General features: G+C 68.0%; 23 protein-coding genes and 1 tRNA gene. 2 read left to right on the top strand and 22 right to left on the bottom strand.

Annotation, left to right across the window (positions count from 1 at the left end; genetic code table 11):
* Positions 1–11: 11 nt before the first annotated feature.
* From nuoK to tpiA, 14 genes are all read right to left on the bottom strand, one after another.
* Positions 12–317 (bottom strand): NADH-quinone oxidoreductase subunit NuoK, encoded by a 306-nt coding sequence (gene nuoK, locus CSC78_RS03865; protein ID WP_162336588.1) that lies wholly within the window; start codon positions 315–317, stop codon positions 12–14.
* Positions 314–967 carry an NADH-quinone oxidoreductase subunit J gene (locus tag CSC78_RS03860; protein ID WP_162336587.1) on the bottom strand — a complete coding sequence of 218 codons (654 nt, stop codon included), beginning with the start codon at positions 965–967 and terminating at the stop codon, positions 314–316. The genes nuoK and CSC78_RS03860 overlap by 4 nt, the downstream gene beginning before the upstream one ends.
* Before the next feature lie 10 nt (positions 968–977).
* A complete protein-coding gene (gene nuoI / locus CSC78_RS03855; RefSeq protein ID WP_162108528.1) occupies positions 978–1,466 on the bottom strand; it encodes an NADH-quinone oxidoreductase subunit NuoI in 489 nt (162 codons plus the stop codon).
* Between the two features lie 3 nt (positions 1,467–1,469).
* A complete protein-coding gene (gene nuoH, locus CSC78_RS03850; RefSeq protein ID WP_162336586.1) occupies positions 1,470–2,561 on the bottom strand; it encodes an NADH-quinone oxidoreductase subunit NuoH in 1,092 nt (363 codons plus the stop codon).
* Positions 2,558–4,792 carry an NADH-quinone oxidoreductase subunit NuoG gene (nuoG, locus tag CSC78_RS03845; RefSeq protein ID WP_162336585.1) on the bottom strand — a complete coding sequence of 745 codons (2,235 nt, stop codon included), beginning with the start codon at positions 4,790–4,792 and terminating at the stop codon, positions 2,558–2,560. Before nuoG ends, nuoH begins: the two co-directional genes overlap by 4 nt.
* On the bottom strand, positions 4,789–6,159 hold the full coding sequence (gene nuoF, locus CSC78_RS03840) for an NADH-quinone oxidoreductase subunit NuoF (RefSeq protein WP_162336584.1): 1,371 nt from the start codon (positions 6,157–6,159) through the stop codon (positions 4,789–4,791). The genes nuoG and nuoF overlap by 4 nt, the downstream gene beginning before the upstream one ends.
* 4 nt (positions 6,160–6,163) lie before the next feature.
* On the bottom strand, positions 6,164–6,691 hold the full coding sequence (gene nuoE, locus CSC78_RS03835; RefSeq protein ID WP_162336583.1) for an NADH-quinone oxidoreductase subunit NuoE: 528 nt from the start codon (positions 6,689–6,691) through the stop codon (positions 6,164–6,166).
* On the bottom strand, positions 6,688–7,992 hold the full coding sequence (locus CSC78_RS03830; RefSeq protein WP_162336582.1) for an NADH-quinone oxidoreductase subunit D: 1,305 nt from the start codon (positions 7,990–7,992) through the stop codon (positions 6,688–6,690). The genes nuoE and CSC78_RS03830 overlap by 4 nt, the downstream gene beginning before the upstream one ends.
* Positions 7,989–8,714: an NADH-quinone oxidoreductase subunit C gene (locus CSC78_RS03825; RefSeq protein ID WP_162336581.1), complete on the bottom strand. Its 726-nt coding sequence runs from the start codon at positions 8,712–8,714 to the stop codon at positions 7,989–7,991. The genes CSC78_RS03830 and CSC78_RS03825 overlap by 4 nt, the downstream gene beginning before the upstream one ends.
* Positions 8,715–8,756: 42 nt before the next feature.
* Positions 8,757–9,311 carry a NuoB/complex I 20 kDa subunit family protein gene (locus CSC78_RS03820; RefSeq protein ID WP_055943825.1) on the bottom strand — a complete coding sequence of 185 codons (555 nt, stop codon included), beginning with the start codon at positions 9,309–9,311 and terminating at the stop codon, positions 8,757–8,759.
* A complete protein-coding gene (locus CSC78_RS03815) occupies positions 9,302–9,658 on the bottom strand; it encodes an NADH-quinone oxidoreductase subunit A (protein WP_162108536.1) in 357 nt (118 codons plus the stop codon). The genes CSC78_RS03820 and CSC78_RS03815 overlap by 10 nt, the downstream gene beginning before the upstream one ends.
* A gap of 300 nt (positions 9,659–9,958) precedes the next feature.
* A tRNA-Leu gene (locus CSC78_RS03810) sits at positions 9,959–10,043 on the bottom strand.
* A 40-nt stretch (positions 10,044–10,083) separates the two neighbouring features.
* Complete coding sequence (secG, locus tag CSC78_RS03805) at positions 10,084–10,506, bottom strand: preprotein translocase subunit SecG (RefSeq protein ID WP_162336580.1); 423 nt, start codon at positions 10,504–10,506, stop codon at positions 10,084–10,086.
* Positions 10,507–10,564: 58 nt separating this feature from the next.
* Positions 10,565–11,323 (bottom strand): triose-phosphate isomerase, encoded by a 759-nt coding sequence (gene tpiA / locus CSC78_RS03800; protein ID WP_162336579.1) that lies wholly within the window; start codon positions 11,321–11,323, stop codon positions 10,565–10,567.
* Positions 11,324–11,431: 108 nt separating this feature from the next.
* On the opposite strand from tpiA, the gene CSC78_RS03795 reads away from it, so the two are divergent.
* Entirely contained in the window at positions 11,432–12,244 is an 813-nt protein-coding gene (locus CSC78_RS03795; RefSeq protein ID WP_162336578.1) for an SDR family NAD(P)-dependent oxidoreductase, read from the top strand.
* Positions 12,245–12,314: 70 nt separating this feature from the next.
* On the opposite strand, the gene CSC78_RS03790 is transcribed toward CSC78_RS03795, so the two are convergent.
* From CSC78_RS03790 to trpB, 5 genes are all read right to left on the bottom strand, one after another.
* The gene (locus CSC78_RS03790) at positions 12,315–13,253 is read right to left on the bottom strand and encodes an isopenicillin N synthase family dioxygenase (protein WP_162336577.1); all 939 of its coding nucleotides are present in this window, start codon (positions 13,251–13,253) and stop codon (positions 12,315–12,317) included.
* A gap of 74 nt (positions 13,254–13,327) precedes the next feature.
* Positions 13,328–14,677 (bottom strand): phosphoglucosamine mutase, encoded by a 1,350-nt coding sequence (gene glmM, locus CSC78_RS03785; protein WP_162336576.1) that lies wholly within the window; start codon positions 14,675–14,677, stop codon positions 13,328–13,330.
* Entirely contained in the window at positions 14,674–15,567 is an 894-nt protein-coding gene (accD, locus tag CSC78_RS03780) for an acetyl-CoA carboxylase, carboxyltransferase subunit beta (protein ID WP_162336575.1), read from the bottom strand. Before accD ends, glmM begins: the two co-directional genes overlap by 4 nt.
* Before the next feature lie 87 nt (positions 15,568–15,654).
* The gene (gene trpA, locus CSC78_RS03775; protein ID WP_162336574.1) at positions 15,655–16,452 is read right to left on the bottom strand and encodes a tryptophan synthase subunit alpha; all 798 of its coding nucleotides are present in this window, start codon (positions 16,450–16,452) and stop codon (positions 15,655–15,657) included.
* A gap of 148 nt (positions 16,453–16,600) precedes the next feature.
* Positions 16,601–17,812 carry a tryptophan synthase subunit beta gene (gene trpB, locus CSC78_RS03770; protein WP_162336573.1) on the bottom strand — a complete coding sequence of 404 codons (1,212 nt, stop codon included), beginning with the start codon at positions 17,810–17,812 and terminating at the stop codon, positions 16,601–16,603.
* Between the two features lie 98 nt (positions 17,813–17,910).
* Here trpB and CSC78_RS03765 point away from each other — a divergent pair, with 98 nt between their 5' ends.
* Positions 17,911–18,795 (top strand): LysR family transcriptional regulator, encoded by an 885-nt coding sequence (locus CSC78_RS03765; protein ID WP_162336572.1) that lies wholly within the window; start codon positions 17,911–17,913, stop codon positions 18,793–18,795.
* 2 nt (positions 18,796–18,797) lie between these two features.
* On the opposite strand, the gene CSC78_RS03760 is transcribed toward CSC78_RS03765, so the two are convergent.
* From CSC78_RS03760 to CSC78_RS03750, 3 genes are all read right to left on the bottom strand, one after another.
* Positions 18,798–19,430, bottom strand: a complete 633-nt coding sequence (locus CSC78_RS03760) for a phosphoribosylanthranilate isomerase (RefSeq protein WP_162336571.1) — start codon at positions 19,428–19,430, stop codon at positions 18,798–18,800.
* A gap of 164 nt (positions 19,431–19,594) precedes the next feature.
* Positions 19,595–20,419 (bottom strand): tRNA pseudouridine(38-40) synthase TruA, encoded by an 825-nt coding sequence (gene truA, locus CSC78_RS03755; RefSeq protein WP_162336570.1) that lies wholly within the window; start codon positions 20,417–20,419, stop codon positions 19,595–19,597.
* Between the two features lie 18 nt (positions 20,420–20,437).
* Entirely contained in the window at positions 20,438–22,141 is a 1,704-nt protein-coding gene (locus CSC78_RS03750; RefSeq protein WP_162336689.1) for a FimV/HubP family polar landmark protein, read from the bottom strand.
* Between the last annotated feature and the right edge of the window lie 21 nt (positions 22,142–22,162).

Here is a 22,162-nt window from a genome sequence, read left to right as displayed (position 1 = left end):
TCATCGGTGCATCAGCCTTTGAGCGTATCGACGTCGGCCACGTTGATCGTGCGCCGGGTGCGGAACAGGGTGACCAGGATCGCCAGGCCGATGGCGGCCTCGGCCGCGGCCACGGTCAGGATGAAGAAGACGAAGATCTGGCCGGCCGCATCGCCCAGTTCGCGCGAGAACGCGACGAAGTTGATGTTCACCGACAGCAGCATCAGTTCGATCGACATCAGCAGCACGATGACGTTCTTCCGGTTGAGGAAGATGCCCGCCAGGCTGATGCAGAACAGCACGGCGCCGAGCGCCAGCAGGTGGCCTACGGAAATCATGCCTTGCCCTCCCCTTCCACCGGCGCGCTGGCCGGCGTCTCGCGCACCAGCTTCTCGGCCGGCATCGACACCATGCGGATGCGGTCGCGCGCCTTGACCCGCGACTGCTCGCCCGGGTCTTGCGTCTTGATGCCGGTGCGCTTGCGCAGCGTCAGCATCACGGCGGCCACGACGGCGACGGTGAGGATGACGGCGGCGAACTCGAACGGCAGCAGGAACTCGGTGAACAGCGTGCGCGCCAGCCAGGCCGTGTTGGAGACGTCCGCCGCGGCGGACGCGGCGTTGTCCTGGAACGGCACCGCCATCTTCGCCTTGATGCCGATCAGCACCAGCATCTGCGCCAGCATGACGATGGCCACCAGCAGGCCGACCGGCAGGAACTTGACCCAGCCTTCGCGCATGGCGGTGACGTCGATGTCGAGCATCATCACCACGAACAGGAACAGCACCATCACCGCGCCCACGTAGACGAGGATGAGCGCCACGCCCAGGAACTCCGCGCCCACCAGCAGCCAGATGCAGGCCACCGAGAAGAACGTCAGGATGAGGCACAGCACGGCATGCACCGGGTTGCGCACGCTGATCACCGCGCCGGCGGCGATGACCGCGACGGTGGCGAAGGCGTAGAAACTGGTTAGGACCCAATCCATTCTTCGGACCTCAGCGGAAGGCGGCGTCGGCGGCGCGGCGCTCGGCGATCTCGGCTTCCAGCCGGTCGCCGATCGCCAGCAGCTGCGGCTTGGTGACGATGTTCTGCCCGCGCTTGTCGAAGTGGTACTCCAGCACGTGCGTTTCCACGATCGAGTCCACCGGGCAGCTCTCTTCGCAGAAGCCGCAGTAGATGCACTTGAACAGGTCGATGTCGTAGCGCGTGGTGCGGCGGGTGCCGTCCTCGCGCGGGGCCGAGTCGATGGTGATCGCCAGCGCCGGGCAGACCGCCTCGCACAGCTTGCAGGCGATGCAGCGCTCTTCGCCGTTCGGGTAGCGGCGCAGCGCGTGCAGGCCACGGAAGCGCGGCGACTGCGGGAACTTCTCCATCGGGTACATCAGCGTGTACTTCGGCTTGAAGGTGTACTTCAGCGTCAGCCACAGGCCCTGGAGCAGCTCCAGCAGCATCAGGCTCTTGAAGTAGTGCACAACCTTGCTCATGTCTTACACACCCTTCTCGAACACGCCGAAGAACACCATCACTGCCGTCACCGCGATCCAGAAGATCGTGAGCGGGATGAACACCTTCCAGCCCAGGCGCATGATCTGGTCGTAGCGGTAGCGCGGGAAGCTGGCACGGAACCAGATGTAGGCGCTGGCGAAGAACAGCACCTTCAACAGCAGCCACGGCCAGCCGCCGGTCCAGATCCAGTTGATCCACGGCGACACGTCGGCGGTGATCCAGCCCTGCAGCGGGCTTAGCCAGCCGCCGAGGAAGAACAGCGACACCAGGAAGCTGACCAGGATCATGTTGGCGTATTCGGCCAGGAAGAACAGCGCGAACGCCGCGCCCGAATACTCGACCATGTGGCCGGCGACGATTTCCGATTCGCCTTCCACCACGTCGAACGGCGAGCGGTTGGTCTCGGCGACGCCGGACACCCAGTACACGATGAACAGCGGGAACAGCGGCAGCCAGAACCACTCGAAGAAGCCGGAGTCGCCCGCCTGCGCCATCACGATGTCGGTCAGGTTGAGGCTGCCGGCGGCGATCAGCACGCCGACCAGGGCGAAGCCCATCGCGATTTCGTAGCTGACGACCTGCGCGGCCGAGCGCATCGCGCCGAGGAAGGCGTACTTCGAGTTGGAGGCCCAGCCGGCGATGATGATGCCGTACACGCCCAGCGAGGTCATCGCCAGCAGGTACAGCAGGCCGGCATTGGCGTTCGACAGCACCAGCTGGTAGTCGAACGGCACCACCGCCCACGCCGCGAAGGCCGGCGCCAGCGTGATCAGCGGCGCCAGGATGTACATCGTCTTCTGTGCGCTGCTGGGCTGGATGATTTCCTTGAACAGCAGCTTGAAGACATCGGCGAAGGCCTGGAAGATGCCCATGCCCACGTACATCGGTCCGTGGCGCACATGCATCCAGCCGATCAGCTTGCGCTCCCACACCACGTAGAACGCGACCGAGATGATCACCGGCATGGCGATGGCCAGGATCTTAAGCACGATCCACAGGATCATGCCGATGTCGCCCAGCCCGAAGAACCACTCGCGCAGGGGGCCGACCGCGTTGATCAACATCTCGTTCATGCGCTCACCACCGTGACGCGTCCAGCGCCCAGCGGTGCCGTGGCACCGTAGCCGCTCTCGATCCAGGCGACGCCCGCGGCGACGCGGGCATCCACCACCACCGGCAGCGCGGCCGTGCCGACACCGTTGCCGACCTTCGCCATCTGGCCTTCGGCGACGCCGGCGGCCTGCGCGTCGGCAGGATTCAGCACGATGCGGTCGCCCACGTTCAGCGGGTGCGCCTGCAGCGCTTCGGCGCGGCGGACGGTACCGTCGGTGCGGTAGATCGCCGCAGTGACCGCCAGTTCCAGACCATGTCCATTGGCGGCAGGCGCGGCCGACTTGGCGACGGCGACGGCCTTGGTATCGCCGATGGCCTCGCGCGCACCGGCGATGTCGGTGAACTCGAAGCCGGCCAGCTGCAGCTCGCCACCCAGGGCACGCAGCACCTTCCAGCCGTCGCGCGCCTCACCCGGCAGCTTGCCGGCCGCCTGCGTGCGCTGGTCCCTGCCATCCAGGTTGGTCAGCGTCGCTTCGATTTCCGGCAGCAGGCCGATCGGCAGGATCACGTCGGCCACGTCGCGCGTCGACTTGCAGGCGAAGTGGCTGAAGGCCACGACCTTGGCCGAGGCCAGCGCGCGCGAAGCGGCCGGCGTATCGGCGAAGTCCAGGCCAGGCTCAATGCCGTAGATGACGTAGGCGCTGCGCGGCTCGGCGAACATGCCGGCCACGTCGCGACCGGTCGGCAGCACGCCATGACGGGCCAGGCCGACCGCGTTCGCGCCTTGCGGAATGCGGCACAGCGACGCGTCGGTCGCGCCCGCGAACGCCGCGGCAGCGGCGCGTAGCGTTGACGCCTGCGGATGATTCTCGACGATGCCGCCGACGATCACGACGGCGCGGTTCGCGGCCTTGGCGATGTCGCGCAACGCGGCATCGTTCAGCGCGTCACCGAGCTTCGACGGCGCAACGATGTGCTTGCCGGCGATGCCGAAGGCGAAGTCGAAGTCGACCGGATTGACCACGTGCACCTTGGCGCCCGTGCGGACGGCCTTGCGGATGCGCTGGTGCAGCAGCGGCAGCTCGTGGCGCAGGTTGGTGCCGAACAGCACGATGACATCGGCCTGTTCGATCTCCGCCAGCGGCAGTGCGAACGGCTCGGCGACGGCGCCGTCGGAGAAGTCGCGGGTATTGATGCGGTGGTCCAGGTTGCCGGTGCCGAGGCCGCCGGCCAGCTTCGCCAGCAGGCCGCCCTCTTCGTTCGACACGGCCGGATGCACCAGCATGCCGACGCTGTCGCCGCGGTTCGCGCGCAGGATCTCGGCAGCCGCCGCCAGGCCTTCGCCCCACGACACTTCGCGCCACTCGCCATTGACCTTCTGCAGCGGCTTCACCGCGCGGTCGTCGGCGTACAGGCCCTGGTGCGAATAGCGGTCGCGGTCCGACAGCCAGCACTCGTTGACCGCCTCGTTCTCGCGCGGCACGGTGCGCAGCACCTGGCCCCGGCGCGAGTGGTAGAACACGTTCGAACCCATCGCATCATGGAAGCCGACGGACTCGCGCGCGATCAGCTCCCACGGACGGGCGCGGAACTGGAACACCTTGTTGGTCAGCGCACCCACCGGGCACACGTCGATGACGTTGCCGGAAATCTCGGTGGTCAGCGGCTTGCCGTCGTAGGTGCCGATCTGCAGGTTCTCGCCGCGGTACATGCCGCCCAGCTCATAGGTGCCGGCGACGTCCGCGGTGAAGCGCACGCAGCGCGTGCACTGGATGCAGCGGGTCATCTCGGTGGCGACCAGCGGACCGATGTCCTCGTCCGGCACCACGCGCTTGCGCTCCTGGAAACGGCTGACCGAACGGCCATACCCCAGCGACAGGTCCTGCAGCTCGCATTCGCCGCCCTGGTCGCAGATCGGGCAGTCCAGCGGATGGTTGATCAGCAGGAATTCCATCACGTTGCGCTGCGACTTCAACGCCTTGTCGCTGCGCGTGGCGATCTTCATGCCGTCCATCACCGGCGTGGCGCAGGCCGGCGCCGGCTTCGGCATCTTCTCGACTTCGACCAGGCACATGCGGCAGTTGGCCGCGATCGGCAGCTTCTCGTGGTAGCAGAAGCGCGGGATCGGGATGCCGGCCTTGTCGGCGGCCTGGATGATCATCGAACCCTTGGGCGCGGCCAACTCCTGCCCGTCGATGAAGACGGTGACGTGGTCCGGCGGCAGGTTGGGATTCACGGGCTGCGCACTCACGCGGCCACCTCCAGGTTGGAACGGACCACCGTGCCGTTGCGCTCGTCGTCGACGAGGAAGCGCTTGTTGACGATCGCGTATTCGAATTCGTGCCAGAAGTGGCGCAGCATGCCCTGCACCGGCCACGCAGCGGCTTCGCCGAAGGCGCAGATGGTGTGGCCTTCGATCTGGCCGGCCGCCGCGCGCAGCGTCTGCAGGTCTTCGATCGTGGCCTTGTGCTCGGCCACGCGGGTCAGCATGCGGTACATCCAGCCGGTGCCTTCGCGGCACGGCGTGCACTGGCCGCAGCTTTCCTTGTAGTAGAAGCGCGCGATGCGCTGGCAGGCACGCACCATGCAGGTGGTGTCGTCCATCACGACGACGGCGCCCGAACCCAGGCCGGAGCCGGCCTTCTGGATGCTGTCGTAGTCCATCGTCAGACCCATCATCACCTCGCCCGGCAGCACCGGCATCGAGGAGCCGCCCGGGATGACCGCCTTGAGCTTGCGGCCTTCGCGCATGCCACCGCAAAGCTCCAGCAGGTCGGCGAACGACGTGCCCAGGCGGATCTCGTGGTTGCCCGGCTTCGCGACGTGGCCGGAGACCGAGAAGATCTTGCAGCCGCCGTTGTTGGGCTTGCCGAGGTTCATGAACCACTCGGCGCCGTTGCGCACGATCGCCGGCACCGAGGCGTAGGTCTCGGTGTTGTTGATCGTGGTCGGCTTGCCGTACAGGCCGAAGTTGGCCGGAAACGGCGGCTTGAAGCGCGGCTGCCCTTTCTTCCCTTCCAGCGACTCCATCAGCGCGGTTTCCTCACCGCAGATGTAGGCGCCCGCACCGAGCGCGTTGTACAGGTCGATGTCCACGCCGGAGCCGAGGATGTTCTTGCCCAGCCAGCCGTGCTTGTAGGCCTCGGCGGTGGCTTCTTCCAGGTGCTCGAACGGCTCGTGGTGGAACTCGCCGCGCAGGTAGTTGTAGCCGACGGTCGAACCGGTGGCGTAGCAGGCGATGGCCATGCCCTCGATCACCGCGTGCGGGTTGTAGCGCAGGATGTCGCGGTCCTTGGCGGTACCCGGTTCGGATTCGTCCGAGTTGCAGAGGATGTACTTCTGCATGTCGCCCTTGGGCATGAAGCTCCACTTCAGGCCGGTGGGGAAGCCCGCGCCGCCGCGGCCGCGCAGGCCGGACTGCTTGACCATCTCGACCACGTCTGCCGGCGGGATCTTCTCTTCGATGATCCGGCGCAGCGCGGCGTAACCGCCGGTCTTCAGGTAGTTCTCGTACGACCACGGCTTGTCGAAATGCAGCGTGGTGTAGACGGCCTGGTGCTCCTTGGGAGCGGGACCGACCGGGCCGTAGCCTTCCGAATAGTGTGAATGGCCTGCCATGCGCTTACTCCAGCCCGTCCAGCAGCTCGTCGACCTTCGCCGGCGTCAGCTTCTCGTGGTAGTGGCCGTTGATGACCACGACCGGCGCGCCGCAGCAGGCGGCGACGCATTCTTCTTCGCGCTTCAGGTAGACACGACCGTCGGCGGTGGATTCGCCCAGCTTGCAGCCGAGCTTCTTCTCCGCGTGCGCGACCAGATCCTCGGCGCCGTTGAGCCAGCAGCTGATGTTGGTGCAGAACGCGACGTTGTTGCGGCCGACCTTCTCGGTCTCGAACATCGAGTAGAAGCTGGCGACTTCGTACGCCCATACCGGCGGCAGGTCGAGGTACTTGGCGACGGCGGCGATCAACTCGTCGGTCAGCCAGCCCTCGTTCTGCTCCTGCGCGGCATGCAGGCCCTGCAGCACCGCGGAACGCTTGCGGTCCGGCGGGAACTTGGTCAGCCAATGATCGATGTGCGCGCGCGTCTTGTCGCTCAACGCCACCAGCGGATCGACATTCTGCGCCGCTTCGAAATTACCCGTGGCCCTCATCGGTCCACCTCACCAAAGACAAGATCATAGGTACCGATCATCGCGACGACGTCGGGGAGCATGTGGCCGCGCACGATCTCGTCCATCGAGGAGAGGTGCGCGAAACCCGGCGCGCGCAGCTTCACGCGGAACGGCTTGTTGGCGCCGTCGGATACCAGGTAGCAGCCGAACTCGCCCTTTGGCGCTTCGACCGCGGCGTAGGTCTCGCCGGCCGGCACGCAGTAGCCCTCGCTGAAGAGCTTGAAGTGGTGGATCAGCGCTTCCATGTCGTCCTTCATCTCCTCGCGGGAGGGTGGCGCGACCTTGAAGTTCTGCACCATGACCGGACCGGGGTTGGCCTTCAGCCACGTCACGCACTGCTGGATGATGCGGTTGGACTGGCGCATCTCGGCGACGCGGACCAGGTAACGGTCGTAGCAGTCGCCGTTGACGCCGACCGGGATGTCGAAATCGACCACATCGTACTTCGCGTACGGCTGCTTCTTGCGCAGGTCCCAGGCGATGCCCGAACCGCGCAGCATGGCGCCGGTCATGCCCCAGGCGCGCGCCTGCTCGGGCGCGACGACGCCGATCCCGACGGTGCGCTGCTTCCAGATGCGGTTGTCGGTCAGCAGCGTCTCGTACTCGTCGACGCGCTTCGGGAATTCGTTGGTGAAATCTTCCAGGAAGTCGAGCAGCGAGCCCTCGCGCGCCTGGTTGAAGTGCTTCAGCGCCTTGCCCTTGCGCCAAGGCGATTCCTTGTACTTCGGCATGCGGTCCGGCAGGTCGCGGTACACGCCGCCCGGCCGGTAGTAGGCCGCGTGCATGCGCGCGCCGCTGACCGCTTCGTAGCAGTCCATCAGCTCTTCGCGCTCACGGAAGGCGTACAGCATGACCGCCATCGCGCCGAGATCGAGCGCATTGGAGCCGATCCACATCAGGTGGTTCAGGATGCGGGTGATCTCGTCGTACATCGTGCGGATGTACTGCGCGCGCTCCGGCGCTTCGATGCCCATCAGGGTTTCGATGGCGCGCACGTAGGCGTGCTCGTTGCACATCATCGACACGTAGTCGAGGCGGTCCATGTAGCCGATCGACTGGTTGAACGGCTTGGACTCGGCCAGCTTCTCGGTGCCCCGGTGCAGCAGGCCCACGTGCGGATCGGCACGGACGATGGTCTCGCCGTCCATCTCCAGGATCAGGCGCAGCACGCCGTGCGCGGCCGGATGCTGGGGACCGAAGTTCAGCGTGTAGTTGCGGATTTCCTGCTTGCTTTCGGCAGGATTGCTGGCGAACGCGACGCCGGATTGCGGATTGCTCATGCCTTGCCCTCGCGCGCGGCCTGCTCGCCGGCGGCGGTCTGGTAGCGGGCGTCGTCGCGGATCACGCGCGGCACGCCGACACGCGGCTCGACCGAGGTGACCGGTTCGTACACCACGCGCTTCTTCTCTTCGTCGTAGCGGACTTCGACGTTGCCGATCAGCGGGAAGTCCTTGCGGAACGGATGACCGACGAAGCCGTAGTCGGTCAGGATGCGGCGCAGGTCCGGATGGCCTTCGAAGATGATGCCGTACAGGTCGAACGCCTCGCGCTCGAACCAGTTCAGGCCCGGCCACACGTCGCACAGCGACGCGACCACCGGCAGGCCGTCGTCCGGCGCGAAGCAGCGCACGCGCACGCGGCGGTTGTGCTGGTACGACAGCAGATGCAGGACCACGGCGAAGCGGTTCGGACGGGCGGCGTCGCGCGGACGCTGGTCCCAGTTGAAGCGGCCCGGACCGAAGCCCTCGACGCCGCGACTGAAACCTTCGGACGACACGTCGGCGGTATCCCACTCGGCGCTGCCGTAGCCCAGGTAGTCCACGCCGCTGACATCGACGGCCTGTTCGAAACCGAACTCGTCGCGCAGCGCCAGGCAGACCGCGTGCCAGGAGGCGGACGGTACTTCCAGGGTGATCTCGCCGCGCGGCTCGGCCACGCTGACCGTGGCGTCCGCGAAGCGGGCGCGCAGCTGGTCGGTGAAGTTTGCAGCTTGCTCAGCCATGGGGCGTGGCGTGCTCTAGAAAGGATTCGGGGGAATGGAGGATCAGCGCGCGATGGTCTGCGTGCGCCAGATCTTCTTCTGCAGTTGCAGGATGCCGTACACCAGCGCTTCGGCCGTGGGCGGGCAGCCCGGCACGTACACGTCCACCGGCACCACGCGATCGCAACCGCGCACCACCGAGTACGAGTAGTGGTAGTAGCCGCCGCCGTTGGCGCAGCTGCCCATCGAGATGACCCACTTCGGCTCGGGCATCTGGTCGTAGACCTTGCGCAGCGCCGGGGCCATCTTGTTGACCAGCGTGCCGGCCACGATCATCACGTCGGACTGGCGCGGCGACGGGCGGAACACCACGCCGTAGCGGTCCAGGTCCAGGCGCGAGGTGCCGGCATGCATCATTTCCACCGCGCAGCAGGCCAGGCCGAAGGTCATCGGCCACATCGAACCGGTACGCGCCCAGTTCATCAGCGCGTCGACGCTGGTGGTGACGTAGCCCTTTTCCAGCAGCGGGTTGTCGCCTTCGGGGCGCAGGATGTCGTCCACCCGCCCTTCCGGGATCGGGTTGTTCATCAGACGGTCGACGGTCTGGATCACTCCCATTCGAGCGCTCCCTTCTTCCAAACGTAAACGAAGCCGAGGAACAGCATGCCCACGAACAGGCCCATCGTGACCAGCGCACGCGGACCCAGCTCCTGGAACACCAGTGTCCACGGAACAATGAAGATGATTTCCAGATCGAACACGATGAACTGGATGGCGATCAGGTAGTAGCGCACGTCGAACTTCATGCGCGCGTCTTCGAAGGCCTCGAAGCCGCATTCGTACGGGGACAGCTTCTGGGCGTCGGGGCGACGCGGGCCGAGGAAGCGACCGGCCACCATCAGCGCGATGCCGATGCCGGTGGCGACGATCAGGAACAACAGGGTGGGCAGGTAATTGGCCAGCACTCGCTTGTCTCGTCTTGTCCTATCCGCCGGCGCGCACGACGCGGCACGGCATGAATGGGGCTCGCATCGCCCGCGTCCGGCCAGGCCGTGCGCGACCCGTGGCGCAACCACCGGGCCCATCTTCGGCGGGAGCCCTTCCGCAACACGTACCGGGCGCCCGATGAATCGGCGGGATTGTAACGGTTCGTGAACTCGCTAGTAAACGATTACCGGCGCATATCACCGCAGTCGGCAAAAGAAAAAACCCGCCGGAAGGCGGGTTTTTCCATGCGGGAGCGACGTTGCCGCCGACCCGCCGATTGGTGCCCAAGAGGGGACTCGAACCCCTACGACTTTCGCCGCTACCACCTCAAGGTAGTGCGTCTACCAATTCCGCCACCTGGGCTTTGAAACCTGCGCGGTACGCCGCGCCATTGTATCCGCGATCAGCCGCCCTGCGGCGGCGTCACCGGCGGCGTTCCGGTTGCCGGCGCCGGCTCCTGCGGCGCGGCGGGCGCCTGCTGGATGGGCGTGCTCGGCACGGTGGACGGCTTCGGCAGTTCGCCCACCGGCGCAGCCGGCGCTGCGGGCAGCTCGGACATCACACCGAGGTTCTGCTGGGTGGTCGGACGCGCGCTGTGCGTCGCGTACCAGGCCATGAACAGGCTGATGCCGAAGAACGCGATGGCCAGCCACTTGGTGCTCTTGGACAGGAAGTTGGACGCGCCGCGCGCGCCGAACACCGTGCCGGAGGCGCCGCCGCCGAAGCCCGAACCCGCTTGGGCGCCGGAACCCCGCTGCATCAGCACCAACGCGATGATGGCGATGGCCACCAGCACGTACACCACATTCAGGATCAACATCCACATTTGGAATCAGTCTCAACCGGTTGAGTCGCCCGGTCCCGATGGACCGGTCGTGCCGGGGTCACCCCCGACCGGCCGCCGCCTGCGCGATGGCCAGGAAATCCCGGGCGACCAGGGAAGCGCCGCCCACGAGCCCTCCATCGACATCGGGCTGCGAGAACAGTTCCGCGGCGTTGTCGGGCTTCACGCTGCCGCCGTACAGGAGAGGCAACGAGCCGGCGATTCTAGCATCGCGCGCGGCGACTTCGCCACGGATGAACGCATGCACCGCCTGGGCCTGGGCTGGCGTGGCCGTCAGGCCGGTGCCGATGGCCCAGACCGGCTCGTAGGCGATGACGGCGCCATCGAAGGCCTGCGGGCCAGCCAGGTCGAACACCGCCTGCAGTTGCTTCTGGATGCGGAACTCGGTCTGCCCGTCCTTTCGCTGCTGCTCGGTCTCGCCCACGCACAGCACCGGGATCAGGCTGGCGTTCTTGGCGGCGACGAACTTCTTCGCCACCAGTTCGCTGCTCTCGTTGTGGTACTGGCGACGCTCGGAATGCCCGACCAGCCCGTAGCGCGCGCCCACGTCCACCAGCATGGCGGCACAGACTTCACCGGTGTAGGCGCCCTTTTCGTTGCTGCTGACGTCCTGCGCGCCGAAGGCCACGCCACGGCCGGCGTAGTCCTCGATCAGCTCGCCCAGATAGGGCAGCGGCGGCAGGATCAGCAGGTCCACGCCGTCCAGCGGCAGGCCTGCGACCAGTTCGTCCATCAGCGCGTTGGCGAAACCGCGGGTGCCATGGAGCTTCCAGTTGCCGGCCACGAGCTTGCGACGCATAAGACCAATTCCTGTCCAGTTCGAGGGCGCGCAGTCTAGCCCATGTTGGGCGGCACACCTACCCGCGCGCTATCGTGCCTGAACCCCTTCGCTTGCCCAGGAGCCCGCATGTCCGACGCCACCCCTGCCCCTCCTGCCGGCTACGCCCTGGTCACGGGCGCCTCCAGCGGTATCGGCGAGCAGATCGCACGGGAGTACGCGAGGCGCGGCGTCCCGCTGGTGCTGACGGCCCGGCGCGCGGACCGGTTGCAGGCATTGGCGACGGAACTGCGAGCGCAGGTGCCGGTGGAGCTCGTGGCCGCGGACCTGGCCGATCCCGCCGCGCCCGAGGCACTGGTGGCCGAACTCGCGCGACGCGGCGTGAAGATCCGCATCCTGGTCAACAACGCCGGCTACGGCATACCGGGGCGTTACCGCAGCAGCGACTGGACCGACCACGCCGCCTTCCTGCGGGTGATGGTGACCAGCGTGTGCGAACTGACCTGGCGATTGCTGCCCTCGATCCGCACCGCCGGCCATGGCCGCATCCTCAATGTCGCTTCGTTCGCCGCGCTGATGCCGGCCGCCGACGGACAGACCCTGTACGCGCCGGCCAAGGCCTTCCTGTTGAAGTTCAGCGAGGCGCTTGCGCTGGAGAACAACGACAAGGGCGTGCACGTCACTGCCCTGTGCCCGGGCTTCACCTACTCCGAGTTCCACGATGTCACCGGCACGCGCGCGCGGATGCGGGTATCGCCGTCCATGTGGCTGCAGGCCGCCGACGTGGCGCGCGCCGGCATCGACGGCACAGAGCGGGGCGATGTGCTGGTGGTCCCCGGCTGGCGCTACCGGGTGCTGCACGCCATCGTGAAGCTGCTGCCTCACCGGCTGGCGCTGGGCATGATGGCGCGCAACTCGCGCAAGGTGCGCCCGCTGGATTGAGACCGCCTCAAACGCATGAAGCCGGACATCCCGGCGTCGTGTGTCGTGCGATGGCGGGCCTGGGCCCGCCCTATTTCAGCTTGATCTCGCGCAGGCGCTCTTCCAGGTAGCCCTGCGCGGTGATCGGCTCGGGGTACCGCTTCGGATTGTCCGCGGTGATCGTGGACGGCAGCACGTCGATCAGGAAGTCCGGATTCGGGTGCAGGAAGAACGGCACCGAATAGCGCGGCTGGCGCGCCTGTTCGCCCGGCGGGTTGGTCACGCGGTGCGTGGTGGACGGATACACGTGGTTGGTCAGGCGCTGCAGCATGTCGCCGATGTTGACCACGATGGTGTCGGCGTCCGAGGTGAACGGCACCCACTCGCCCTGCTTCGACCGCACTTCCAGGCCGGCGGCGCTGGCGCCCACCAGCAACGTGATCAGGTTGATGTCCTCGTGCGCACCCGCGCGCACGTTCGGGATGTCGTCGGCGGTGATCGGCGGATAGTGGATCGGGCGCAGGATCGAGTTGCCGGAATCGGTCTTGTCGGCGAAGTAGGTCTCGGGCAGGCCGATGTGCAGCGCCAGCGCCGACAGCACGCGCGAACCCAACTGGTCGAGCGCCTGGTACAGCCCATAGCCATGCTCGCGGAAGCCGGGCACTTCATCGGGCCACAGGTTCGGCGGCATCACGTCGCGGTACTTCGAATCGTCCGGGATCTCGCGACCGATGTGCCAGAACTCCTTGAGGTCGAAATGCTTGGAGTCCTTCGCGGTCTCCACGCCGAACGCGGTATAGCCGCGCGCGCCACCACTGCCTGGCACGTGATAGCGCTTCTTGGCATCGTCGGGCAGCGCGAAGAAGCGCTTGAACACATCGTAGGCCGCGTCGATCTGCGCCTGCGGGATGCCGTGGTTGCGGATGCCGGCGAAGCCCCATTCGCGATACGCGGCGCCGAGTTCGGCCACGAAGGCCTCGCGGTCGGTATCGAAACGGGTGATGTCCAGCGTGGGAATTCGGGCACTCATGCAATCTGCTCCAACAAGGGAAAGGCGCAGGAGGCCCGGGGACCATCACCGCGCCAGAGGTTCATCGATCCGGCTCAGGCCGCGGCGGCGGCGCGCACGGCCTCGGCCAGCGTTTCCAGCGTGTTCTTCACCAGCGTGTCGTCGTCCGCTTCGACGGTGACGCGCACGACCGGTTCGGTGCCGGAAGGACGCAGGAAGGCGCGCCCACGCCCGGACACCGCGGCCTGCGCCAGCGCCAGCGCGGCCTGCACGCTCGCGGCCTCGGTCGGCTTCGCGCCTGCGGCCAGCTTCACGTTGATGGTCTTCTGCGGCAGCATCGTGAGACCGTCGAGCGCATCGCGCAGCGTCACCTTGCGACGCTTCAACGCTTCCAGCACCTGCAGCGCCGCGATGATCGCGTCGCCGGTCGTCGTGCGGTCCAGGCACAGCAGGTGGCCGGACGCTTCGCCGCCGAGCACCGCATTGCCCTCGACCAGCGCCTGGTGCACGTAGCGGTCGCCGACCTTGGTGCGGACGAACGGAATCTCGAGCTTGCCCAGCGCGCGCTCCAGACCGTAGTTGGTCATCAGCGTGCCGACCACCGGGCCGCGCAGCCGCCCGCTCGCCTGCCAGTCGCGGGCCAGCAGGTAGATCAGCTGATCGCCATCCACCGGCGCACCCTGCCCGTCCGCCATCAACACGCGGTCGCCGTCGCCGTCGAACGCGATGCCGAGGTGTGCGCCGGTCTCCCGCACTTTCGCGGCCAGGTTGTCGATGTGCATGGAACCCACGCCATCATTGATGTTGATGCCATTCGGCTCCGCGCCGATGGTGATCACGTCGGCGCCCAGTTCGCGGAACAGCAGCGGCGCGATGTGGTAGGTCGCACCGTGCGCGCAGTCCAGCACCAGCTTCAGCCCCTTCAGGTCGAAGCGGCGCGGCACGCTGGCCTTGCAGAATTCCATGTAGCGGCCGACCGCGTCGCGCGTGCGGATCGCCTTGCCCAGCTTGTCGGATTCGACGGTGACGAACTCGCCATCCAGCGCGGCTTCGATGGCCGCCTCGGTGGCGTCGTCCAGCTTCTCGCCTTCGGCGGAGAAGAACTTGATGCCGTTGTCGTAGTGCGGATTGTGCGAGGCGCTGATGACGATGCCGGCGTCGGCACCCAGCGTACGGGTCAGGAAGGCGACGGCCGGCGTCGGCATCGGCCCCATCAGTTGCACGTCGGCGCCGGCGGCGACCAGACCCGCTTCCAGCGCCGCTTCGAACATGTAACCGGAAATGCGCGTGTCCTTGCCGATCACCACGACCGGGCGGGCACCGCTGCTGTTCTCGCACAGCACGCGTCCCAGCGCGTTGCCGAGGCGCAGCACGAAATCCGCCGAGATCGGGCTGGTACCGACGCGGCCACGGATGCCGTCGGTGCCAAAGTACTTGCGGCTCATGCGGTCACCAGTTCGCTGTCTTCGGGCTTGGGCTGTCGCATCAACAACGCCAGCAGGTCCGCCAGGCGGTCACGCATCTCGCGGCGGTCGCAGATCTGGTCGATCGCGCCGTGCGCGACGAGGAACTCGGAACGCTGGAAGCCTTCCGGCAGCGTCTCGCGCACGGTCTGCTCGATCACGCGGGGGCCGGCGAAGCCGATCAGCGCTTCCGGCTCGGCGAGGTTGATGTCGCCCAGCATCGCGAAGCTCGCCGACACGCCGCCGGTGGTGGGGTGCGTCATCACCGAGATGTACGGCAGGCCGGCTTCGCGCAGGCGTCCGAGCGCGGCGGAGGTCTTCGCCATCTGCATCAGCGAGAACAGGCTTTCCTGCATGCGCGCGCCGCCGCTGGCGGAGAAGCACACGAACGGCGACCCGATCTCCAGCGCGCGCTCCGCGCCCAGCGAGAAGCGCTCGCCCACCACCGAGCCCATCGAGCCGCCCATGTAGGCGAAGTCGAAGGAACTGGCGACCAGGTCGCGACCCTTGAGCGTGCCCTGCAGCGTGATCAGCGCATCGCGCTCGCCGGTGCTCTTCTGCGCGGCCTTGATGCGGTCGGCGTACTTCTTCTGGTCCTTGAACTTCAGCACGTCGGTCGGGCCGAGCGTGGCGCCGATCTCGCGGGTGCTGCCGGGATCGAACAGCGCCGCCAGACGGGCGCGGGCGCGGATCGGCATGTGGAAGCTGCACTTCGGGCAGACCTCCAGGTTTTCCTCCAGCTCCGGCCGGTACAGCACCGCGCCGCAGCGGTCGCATTTTTCCCACAGCCCCTCGGGGACGCTGCGTTTGCTCTTGCCTGCGGTGCCTTCGGTGCGGATGCCCGACGGCATCAGTTTGCTGAGCCAGCTCATGCGTGGTCTTGCTGCCTGCCCCTGGCGGGGCCTCGTGGATTAGCGCGGCAGTTTAGCTCAGTCGTCCATGCACAACCGTACGGAGGCTCAGCCATCCAGCGCCGCGCGCAACGGGGCCAGGAACGCCGCTGCCCGCGCCGGGGCGTCGCTACCTGCCTCTGCCAACGCCGCCACCAGCGCACTGCCGACCACGACGCCATCGGCATCGGCCGCCATCGCGCGGGCGCTGTCGGCATCCTTGATGCCGAAACCGGCCACGACGGGCGCCCGCGAACCCGCACGAAGCTGCTTCAGTCGTTCGCCCGCCGCGGCCGTGTCCAGCCGGTCGGAGGCGCCCGTGACGCCCGCGAAACTGACGTAGTACAGGTAGCCCTGCGCGGCGTCGCACAGCATCCGCCGGCGCTCGGGCGAGGTGGTCGGCGAGGCCAGCGCGATCAGCGCCAGCCCTTCCCGGTCGAACACCGCGCGCGTCTCCTCGGCCTCCTCCGGCGGCAGATCGACCAGCAGCACGCCGTCGACACCGGCCGCGACCGCTTCACGCGCAAAGCGCTCGGCGCCGTGGATCTCGACCGGATTCAGATAGCCCATCAGCACGATCGGCGTGCCGTCGTCCTGCTGGCGGAACACCTCGACCGCCTCCAGCACGTAGCGCAGGCCGGCACCCCGGGCCAGCGCGCGTTCGGAACTGCGCTGGATGGTCGGCCCGTCGGCCATGGGATCGGAGAACGGCACGCCCAGCTCGATGACATCGGCACCGGCCGCAACCAATGCGTGCATCACCGGCACCGTGGATTCCAGCGACGGATCGCCGGCCGTGATGAAGGGCACGAGGGCCTTGCGGCCTGCGGATTTCAGTTCGGCGAATTTCTGTTCGAAACGGCTCATCGGAAACGTCCAGGAGATCGAGCTTCAGAGCCCTCCCCTTCAAGGGGAGGGTTGGGTGGGGATGGTGTGGGAGGAATGATCAGCACGCTCGGCAAAACAAACACCCTCCCCTCCCCGGCCCTCCCCTTGAAGGGGAGGGAGCACCGCGTCAAAGCGAAATGCCTTCCCGCGCCGCGATGGTGTGCACGTCCTTGTCGCCACGGCCGGACAGGTTGCACAGCACCAGCTGGTCCTTCGGCAACTCTCGCGCCAGCTTGATGGCCTGGGCGACCGCGTGGCTGGATTCCAGCGCCGGCAGGATGCCTTCGGTGCGGGTCAGGCGATGGAAGGCGGCGAGCGCTTCGTCGTCGGTGATGCCGACATACTCGGCGCGACCACTGTCCTTCAGGAAGGCGTGCTCCGGCCCGACGCCCGGGTAGTCAAGGCCGGCGGAGATGGAATGCGTTTCGATGATCTGCCCGTCGTCGTCGCAGATCACGTAGGTGCGGTTGCCGTGCAGCACGCCCACGCGTCCGGCAGACAGCGACGAGGCGTGGCGTCCGGTTTCGATGCCATCGCCCGCGGCCTCGGCACCGACGATGCGCACGCCGGGATCGTTGAGGAAGGCATGGAAAAGGCCGATGGCATTGCTGCCGCCGCCGACGCAGGCGGTGATCGCATCCGGCAGGCGGCCGTAGTCGGCCAGCATCTGCGCGCGCGCCTCGCGGCCGACCACGGCGTTGAAGTCGCGCACCATGCGCGGATATGGATCCGGGCCGGCGACGGTGCCGATGATGTAGAAGGTGTCGTGCACGTTGGTCACCCAGTCGCGCATCGCTTCGTTCAGCGCGTCCTTCAGCGTGGCCGAGCCGCTGGTCACCGGCACCACCGTCGCGCCGAGCAGCTTCATGCGGTAGACGTTGATCTTCTGCCGCTCGATGTCGGTGGCGCCCATGTAGACCACGCATTCCAGGCCCAGCCGCGTGGCGACCGTGGCGCTGGCCACGCCGTGCTGGCCGGCGCCGGTCTCGGCGATGATCCGCTTCTTGCCCATCCGGCTGGCCAGCAGCGCCTGCCCGATGGTGTTGTTGATCTTGTGCGCGCCGGTGTGGTTCAGGTCCTCGCGCTTGAGCAGGATCTGCGCGCCGCCCACTTCGCGACTCAGCCGCTCGGCGTGGTAGATCGGGCTGGGCCGGCCGACGTAATACTTCAGGTCCTTGTCGAAGGCGGCGATGAAGGCCGGATCGACCCGCGCGGCGTCGTAGGCGGCCGACAGTTCCTGCAGCGGCCCGATCAGGGTCTCGGCGACGAAGCGGCCGCCATGCCGGCCGAAGTGGCCGCGGGCGTCGGGATAGGCATGGTAATCAGCGGGGGCAGCCATGGCAGGTCGTACGGGAGCGGATGAGCCGTCACTCTAGCGCACAGGTCCCTCCCACTAAATCGATGAAATATCACCAACCCGTGACTTAAACTCACGCCATGTCGCGCCCCCTGCCCCCGCTCAACGCCCTGCGCGCCTTCGAGGCCGCCGCCCGGCTGGGCAGCGTCAGCCGGGCTGCCGGCGAGCTGCATGTCACCCATGGCGCGGTCAGCCGGCATATACGCACGCTGGAGGAGGCACTGGGGCGTCCGCTGTTCGTCCGCGACGGGCGTGGCCTGGCGCTGACCGCCGACGGCCTGCGCCTGCGTGACCTGGCGGGCGACGCGTTCTCTTCCCTGCAGTCCGGCTGGGCCGCGCTGCAGCGCGACCGCCGGCCGTCCGCTTTCGTCCTCGGCTGCCCGGGCAGCCTGCTGGCGCGCTGGGTGATTCCGCGGCTGGAGCGGCTGGCGGTCGACCTGCCCACGCTGACCCTGCACCTGTCGGCACAGGAGGGCGGCTTCGACGACGCGCTGACCGGGCTCGATGCCGCCCTGCTGGTCGGCGAAGCGCCGTGGCCGACGGGCTGGGACGTGCACCCACTGGTACCCGAGCGGATCGGGCCGGTGGTCAGCCCGCGCCATGCCGGCTTCGTGCGACTGGAAAGGGCGCCGGCCAGCGCGCTGGCGAACGAAGCGGTCCTGCATACCGCCTCGCGCCCGCAGGCCTGGCCGCGCTGGTTCGAGGCCCGGGGCGTGGATGCTGGCCAACTCCGCCTGGGCGCCGGCTTCGATCATCTGACCTACCTGCTGGAAGCGGCCGTCGCCGGCCTGGGCGTGGCCATCGCGCCGCAGGAACTGGTGCAGGCCGACCTGGAGAGCGGACGCCTCGTCGCGCCGTGGGGCTTCGTGGACACCGGCGGGGAATGGGCGCTGTGCACCCGGCGCGGCAATCCGGACCCCCGGATTCCGGCATTGGCGACGTGGCTGCGCGCCATGCTCGCCTGAGATCAGCCGCGGGCGTCAGCCTCGCGCACGGCATCGACGAAGCGCCGCATCTTCTCCGCGTCCTTGATGCCGGGCGCCGATTCGATGCCGCTGGACACGTCCACGCCCCAAGGCCGCGCCGTGCGCAGGGCCAGGCCGACGTTCTCCGGCGACAGGCCGCCCGCGAGCAGGAACGGTTTGTCGGCGGAGGTCGGCATGCGCCGCCAGTCGAACCGCTGGCCGCTTCCGCCCTGCTCGCCCGCCGCATGGCCATCGAACAGAAAGCCGTGCGCACCGGGATAATCCGAGAGACTGGCGAACACACTCTCGTCCTGTCCACCCATCGCGATCGCCTTCCAGTACGGACGCCCGAACGACGTCGCCAGCGCATCGTCCTCGCTGCCATGGAACTGCAGCAGATCCGGCTGCAGCGATTCGACGACGTGCTCGATGTCGCTGCGCGGGTTGTCCATCACCAGGGCGACGACCGCGATCTCCTCGGGCACCAGGTCGCGCAGCATGCGCGCCTGCCCCAGCAGCAGCCGGCGCGGGCTATGCGGCGCGAACACCAGGCCGACGTAATCGACGCCCAGTTCCACCGCCAGGCGGACATCCTCGGCGCGGGTCAGGCCGCAGAACTTGATGCGCGTATGCATGGCGGGAAGGACCTGTCGGGCGTCGCGGAAGCGTAGCCGGTTTCGGAAGATCGCGAGGGATCGGGCGATGCCCGCCACTTCTGGTGCTGCAGGAGCGGGCCATGCCCGCGATGCTTTTCCGCAGGGCTGGGTTGGATAAAAAGCATCGCGGGCATGGCCCGTTCCTACAGTGAGGGCGTGGCGACTGGGATTGGCGTGTCCTGCAAGGTCACTTCGATCGGCAACGCCCACTCCGCCGGATACAGCGGACTGACGAAGACCAGACCGTCCGGCGGCGCGGTCGGTCCGGCCACAGTCCGGTCGCGGCCGGCCAGCAGTTCGCCGATCCAGCCCTCGGGCCGTTCGCCACGCCCCACCACCAGCAGCGAGCCGACGATGTTGCGGACCATGTGGTGCAGGAAGGCGTTCGCCTGCACCTCGACAATCACGCGCTCGCCTTGCCGCGTCACCGTGATCGCATGCAGGTTGCGCATCGCATGCGGCGACTGGCAGTGCACGGTACGGAAGGCGCTGAAGTCGTTTTCGCCCAGCAGCACCTGCGCGGCGCGATGCATGGCGTCCGCGTCCAGCGGCATCCGCTCCCAGCTGAGGTACTGCCGCTCCAGCGCCGGTCGCGCCAGCCGGTTGACCAGCGTGTAGCGGTAGCGACGCGCGCGTGCGGAGAAGCGTGCATGGAAATCGTCGGCGACCGGCTGGCACCAGCGCACGCAGACCGCCGGTGGCAGCCGTGCCGTGGCGCCCAGCAGCCAGCCGCGCGGCGTGCGGACGACGCCGCTGTCGAAATGCACCACCTGGCATTGCGCATGCACGCCGGCATCGGTGCGGCCCGCGCAGATCGTGTCGACCTGCGCATCGGCAACCGACGACAGTGCGGCTTCCAGCGCCGCCTGCACGGTGGTGGTGTCGTCCGGCGTGCCGGACTTGCTCAGCCGTTGCCAGCCCTTGAATCCGCTGCCGTCGTATTCGACGCCCAGCGCGTAGCGCGTCACGACATCACTCCGCGTCCGTCATCCGATATCGCGGAGCAACTGCAGGGCCTCGTCGCGCGCCGTCACGTCGTTGCCCGCCGCCACCTCGTTCAACAGGTCGCGCGCGGTGGCGACATCACCCAGGTCGAGGTAAGCCACCGCCAGTTCCAGACGGTCGCGACCTGCCGGCGGTGGCGGCATGGCCGGCGCTGCAGGCGTGGTGCTGCCGCCGGCATGCCAGGTGGGACCCGGCGTGGATGCGGGTGTGGGGGCAGCCTTCGGCGCAGGCCGTGGCGCCACGGCCTGCGGCAGGACGACCGCCGGCTCCAGTACGGGACTCGGCGTATGCACCGGCTCGGGTTCGGGCGCGGCTTGCGGCATCACGGCGGCGAGCTCCGCGGCACGGCTCTCGGACGGCGCCTTGCCGAACACCGGGTTGCGCGGCACGGGAGCCGGCGACAGGCGCTGGCGTCGCTGCGCGAATCCCCAGGCCAGCGCGCCGACGAACAGCAGGCCAAAGCCCGCCCATGCCCACACCGGCACGCCACCGTCGCTGCCGTTGCTCTGCGCCAGCCGTTGCTGCGCGGCGGCCAGGTCGCTGTCCTTCATGGCCAGCAACTTTTCCTGCTGCGCCTTCAGCTTTTCCAGGTCCGCGACCTGCGAGCGCAGTTCCTGCACTTCGGCTTCGCGCGCGGCCAGGTCTTCCTTCGACTGCTGCAACTGTTCGTTCGCCAACATCTCGCCCTCACCGCCGGCGCTGACGCCGGACTGCGTTCCAGAACCCGACGTGCTCGTCGCCGCGGGTGCGATTTCCAGCCGTGCGTCCGCCACTGCCGGCGCGCGCGACGGCGCGGCTGGCGTGGAGGTCGCTGCCGGCTCGACCACGGCCGCCGGTTGCGGGATCGGCGCGCGCGCGCGCCGCCACTCGGCGATCTGGCTGCGGACCAGCGCCGCTGCCTCGCTCTCCAGGATGGTCTGTGCTTCCGTCGACTCCGGCACGCGCAGTACCGCGCCCTGCTTCAGCAGGTTGAGGTTGCCGTTGATGAAGGCCTCGGGATTGGCGCGCAGCAGCGCCACCATCGCCTGGTCGAGCGTGTAGCCCTGTTCTCGCGCCAGCGGCGCCGCGATCTGCGACAGCGACTGGCCGCGGCGAACCGGCGCAAGCGTGTCGCCGGGCGCGACGGATGGCGTCGGCGCCGCCGCCACGACGGGTGTCGGCGCGGGCGTCGGCCGCACCGGGGCTTCCGGCGCAGGCGGCGTCGGCGCAGGTTCCGGTGCGGCGGCAACCGGCTCGACCGGGCGGTTGATGATGTCCGTCGGCGCGGCGGCCGGCGCATCGATGATCGGCTGCTCGGCGGCGGCCAGCGTGCCGGGCGCACTGACCAGCGCCGAGTACTCACGGACCAGCCGGCCCTGGCCCCAGTCCACTTCGATCAGGAAGTTTACCGCCGGCACGTCGACCGGCGTGCGGCTGGTGACGCGCACGACCGGGCGGCCGGCATCGTCCAGCGCGACCGCGAAGTCCAGCTCGTTCACCAGGCCCTGCGGGCGAGGCAGGCCGACACGTTCGAATGTCACCGGCGAGGCCAGGCGCGCACGCAGTTGCTCGAGCTCCCCCGGCTCGCTGGAAATGACCGGAATCTCGGCCAGCAGTGGCTGGCCGGGTTGCGATTTGACCCTTATCTCCCCCAGGCCGAGCGCCAGGGCGACGTTGCTCAGCAACGCCAGCCCCAGCCCGAACATGCCGGCCAGGCGGAGTCTTGC

Source organism: Pseudoxanthomonas japonensis, from assembly GCF_010093445.1.
GTDB classification, from domain to species: Bacteria; Pseudomonadota; Gammaproteobacteria; order Xanthomonadales; family Xanthomonadaceae; genus Pseudoxanthomonas_A; species Pseudoxanthomonas_A japonensis.
This window is presented reverse-complemented; position numbering and strand designations above follow the sequence as displayed.

Bases quoted from the DNA above. Each gene is read 5' to 3' on its own strand.
- nuoK (WP_162336588.1), bottom strand. From the start codon at position 317: ATGATTTCCGTAGGCCACCTGCTGGCGCTCGGCGCCGTGCTGTTCTGC.
- CSC78_RS03860 (WP_162336587.1), bottom strand. From the start codon at position 967: ATGGATTGGGTCCTAACCAGTTTCTACGCCTTCGCCACCGTCGCGGTC.
- nuoI (WP_162108528.1), bottom strand. From the start codon at position 1,466: ATGAGCAAGGTTGTGCACTACTTCAAGAGCCTGATGCTGCTGGAGCTG.
- nuoH (WP_162336586.1), bottom strand. From the start codon at position 2,561: ATGAACGAGATGTTGATCAACGCGGTCGGCCCCCTGCGCGAGTGGTTC.
- nuoF (WP_162336584.1), bottom strand. From the start codon at position 6,159: ATGGCAGGCCATTCACACTATTCGGAAGGCTACGGCCCGGTCGGTCCC.
- nuoE (WP_162336583.1), bottom strand. From the start codon at position 6,691: ATGAGGGCCACGGGTAATTTCGAAGCGGCGCAGAATGTCGATCCGCTG.
- CSC78_RS03830 (WP_162336582.1), bottom strand. From the start codon at position 7,992: ATGAGCAATCCGCAATCCGGCGTCGCGTTCGCCAGCAATCCTGCCGAA.
- CSC78_RS03825 (WP_162336581.1), bottom strand. From the start codon at position 8,714: ATGGCTGAGCAAGCTGCAAACTTCACCGACCAGCTGCGCGCCCGCTTC.
- CSC78_RS03820 (WP_055943825.1), bottom strand. From the start codon at position 9,311: ATGGGAGTGATCCAGACCGTCGACCGTCTGATGAACAACCCGATCCCG.
- secG (WP_162336580.1), bottom strand. From the start codon at position 10,506: ATGTGGATGTTGATCCTGAATGTGGTGTACGTGCTGGTGGCCATCGCC.
- tpiA (WP_162336579.1), bottom strand. From the start codon at position 11,323: ATGCGTCGCAAGCTCGTGGCCGGCAACTGGAAGCTCCATGGCACCCGC.
- CSC78_RS03795 (WP_162336578.1), top strand. From the start codon at position 11,432: ATGTCCGACGCCACCCCTGCCCCTCCTGCCGGCTACGCCCTGGTCACG.
- CSC78_RS03790 (WP_162336577.1), bottom strand. From the start codon at position 13,253: ATGAGTGCCCGAATTCCCACGCTGGACATCACCCGTTTCGATACCGAC.
- glmM (WP_162336576.1), bottom strand. From the start codon at position 14,677: ATGAGCCGCAAGTACTTTGGCACCGACGGCATCCGTGGCCGCGTCGGT.
- accD (WP_162336575.1), bottom strand. From the start codon at position 15,567: ATGAGCTGGCTCAGCAAACTGATGCCGTCGGGCATCCGCACCGAAGGC.
- trpA (WP_162336574.1), bottom strand. From the start codon at position 16,452: ATGAGCCGTTTCGAACAGAAATTCGCCGAACTGAAATCCGCAGGCCGC.
- trpB (WP_162336573.1), bottom strand. From the start codon at position 17,812: ATGGCTGCCCCCGCTGATTACCATGCCTATCCCGACGCCCGCGGCCAC.
- CSC78_RS03765 (WP_162336572.1), top strand. From the start codon at position 17,911: ATGTCGCGCCCCCTGCCCCCGCTCAACGCCCTGCGCGCCTTCGAGGCC.
- CSC78_RS03760 (WP_162336571.1), bottom strand. From the start codon at position 19,430: ATGCATACGCGCATCAAGTTCTGCGGCCTGACCCGCGCCGAGGATGTC.
- CSC78_RS03750 (WP_162336689.1), bottom strand. From the start codon at position 22,141: ATGTTCGGGCTGGGGCTGGCGTTGCTGAGCAACGTCGCCCTGGCGCTC.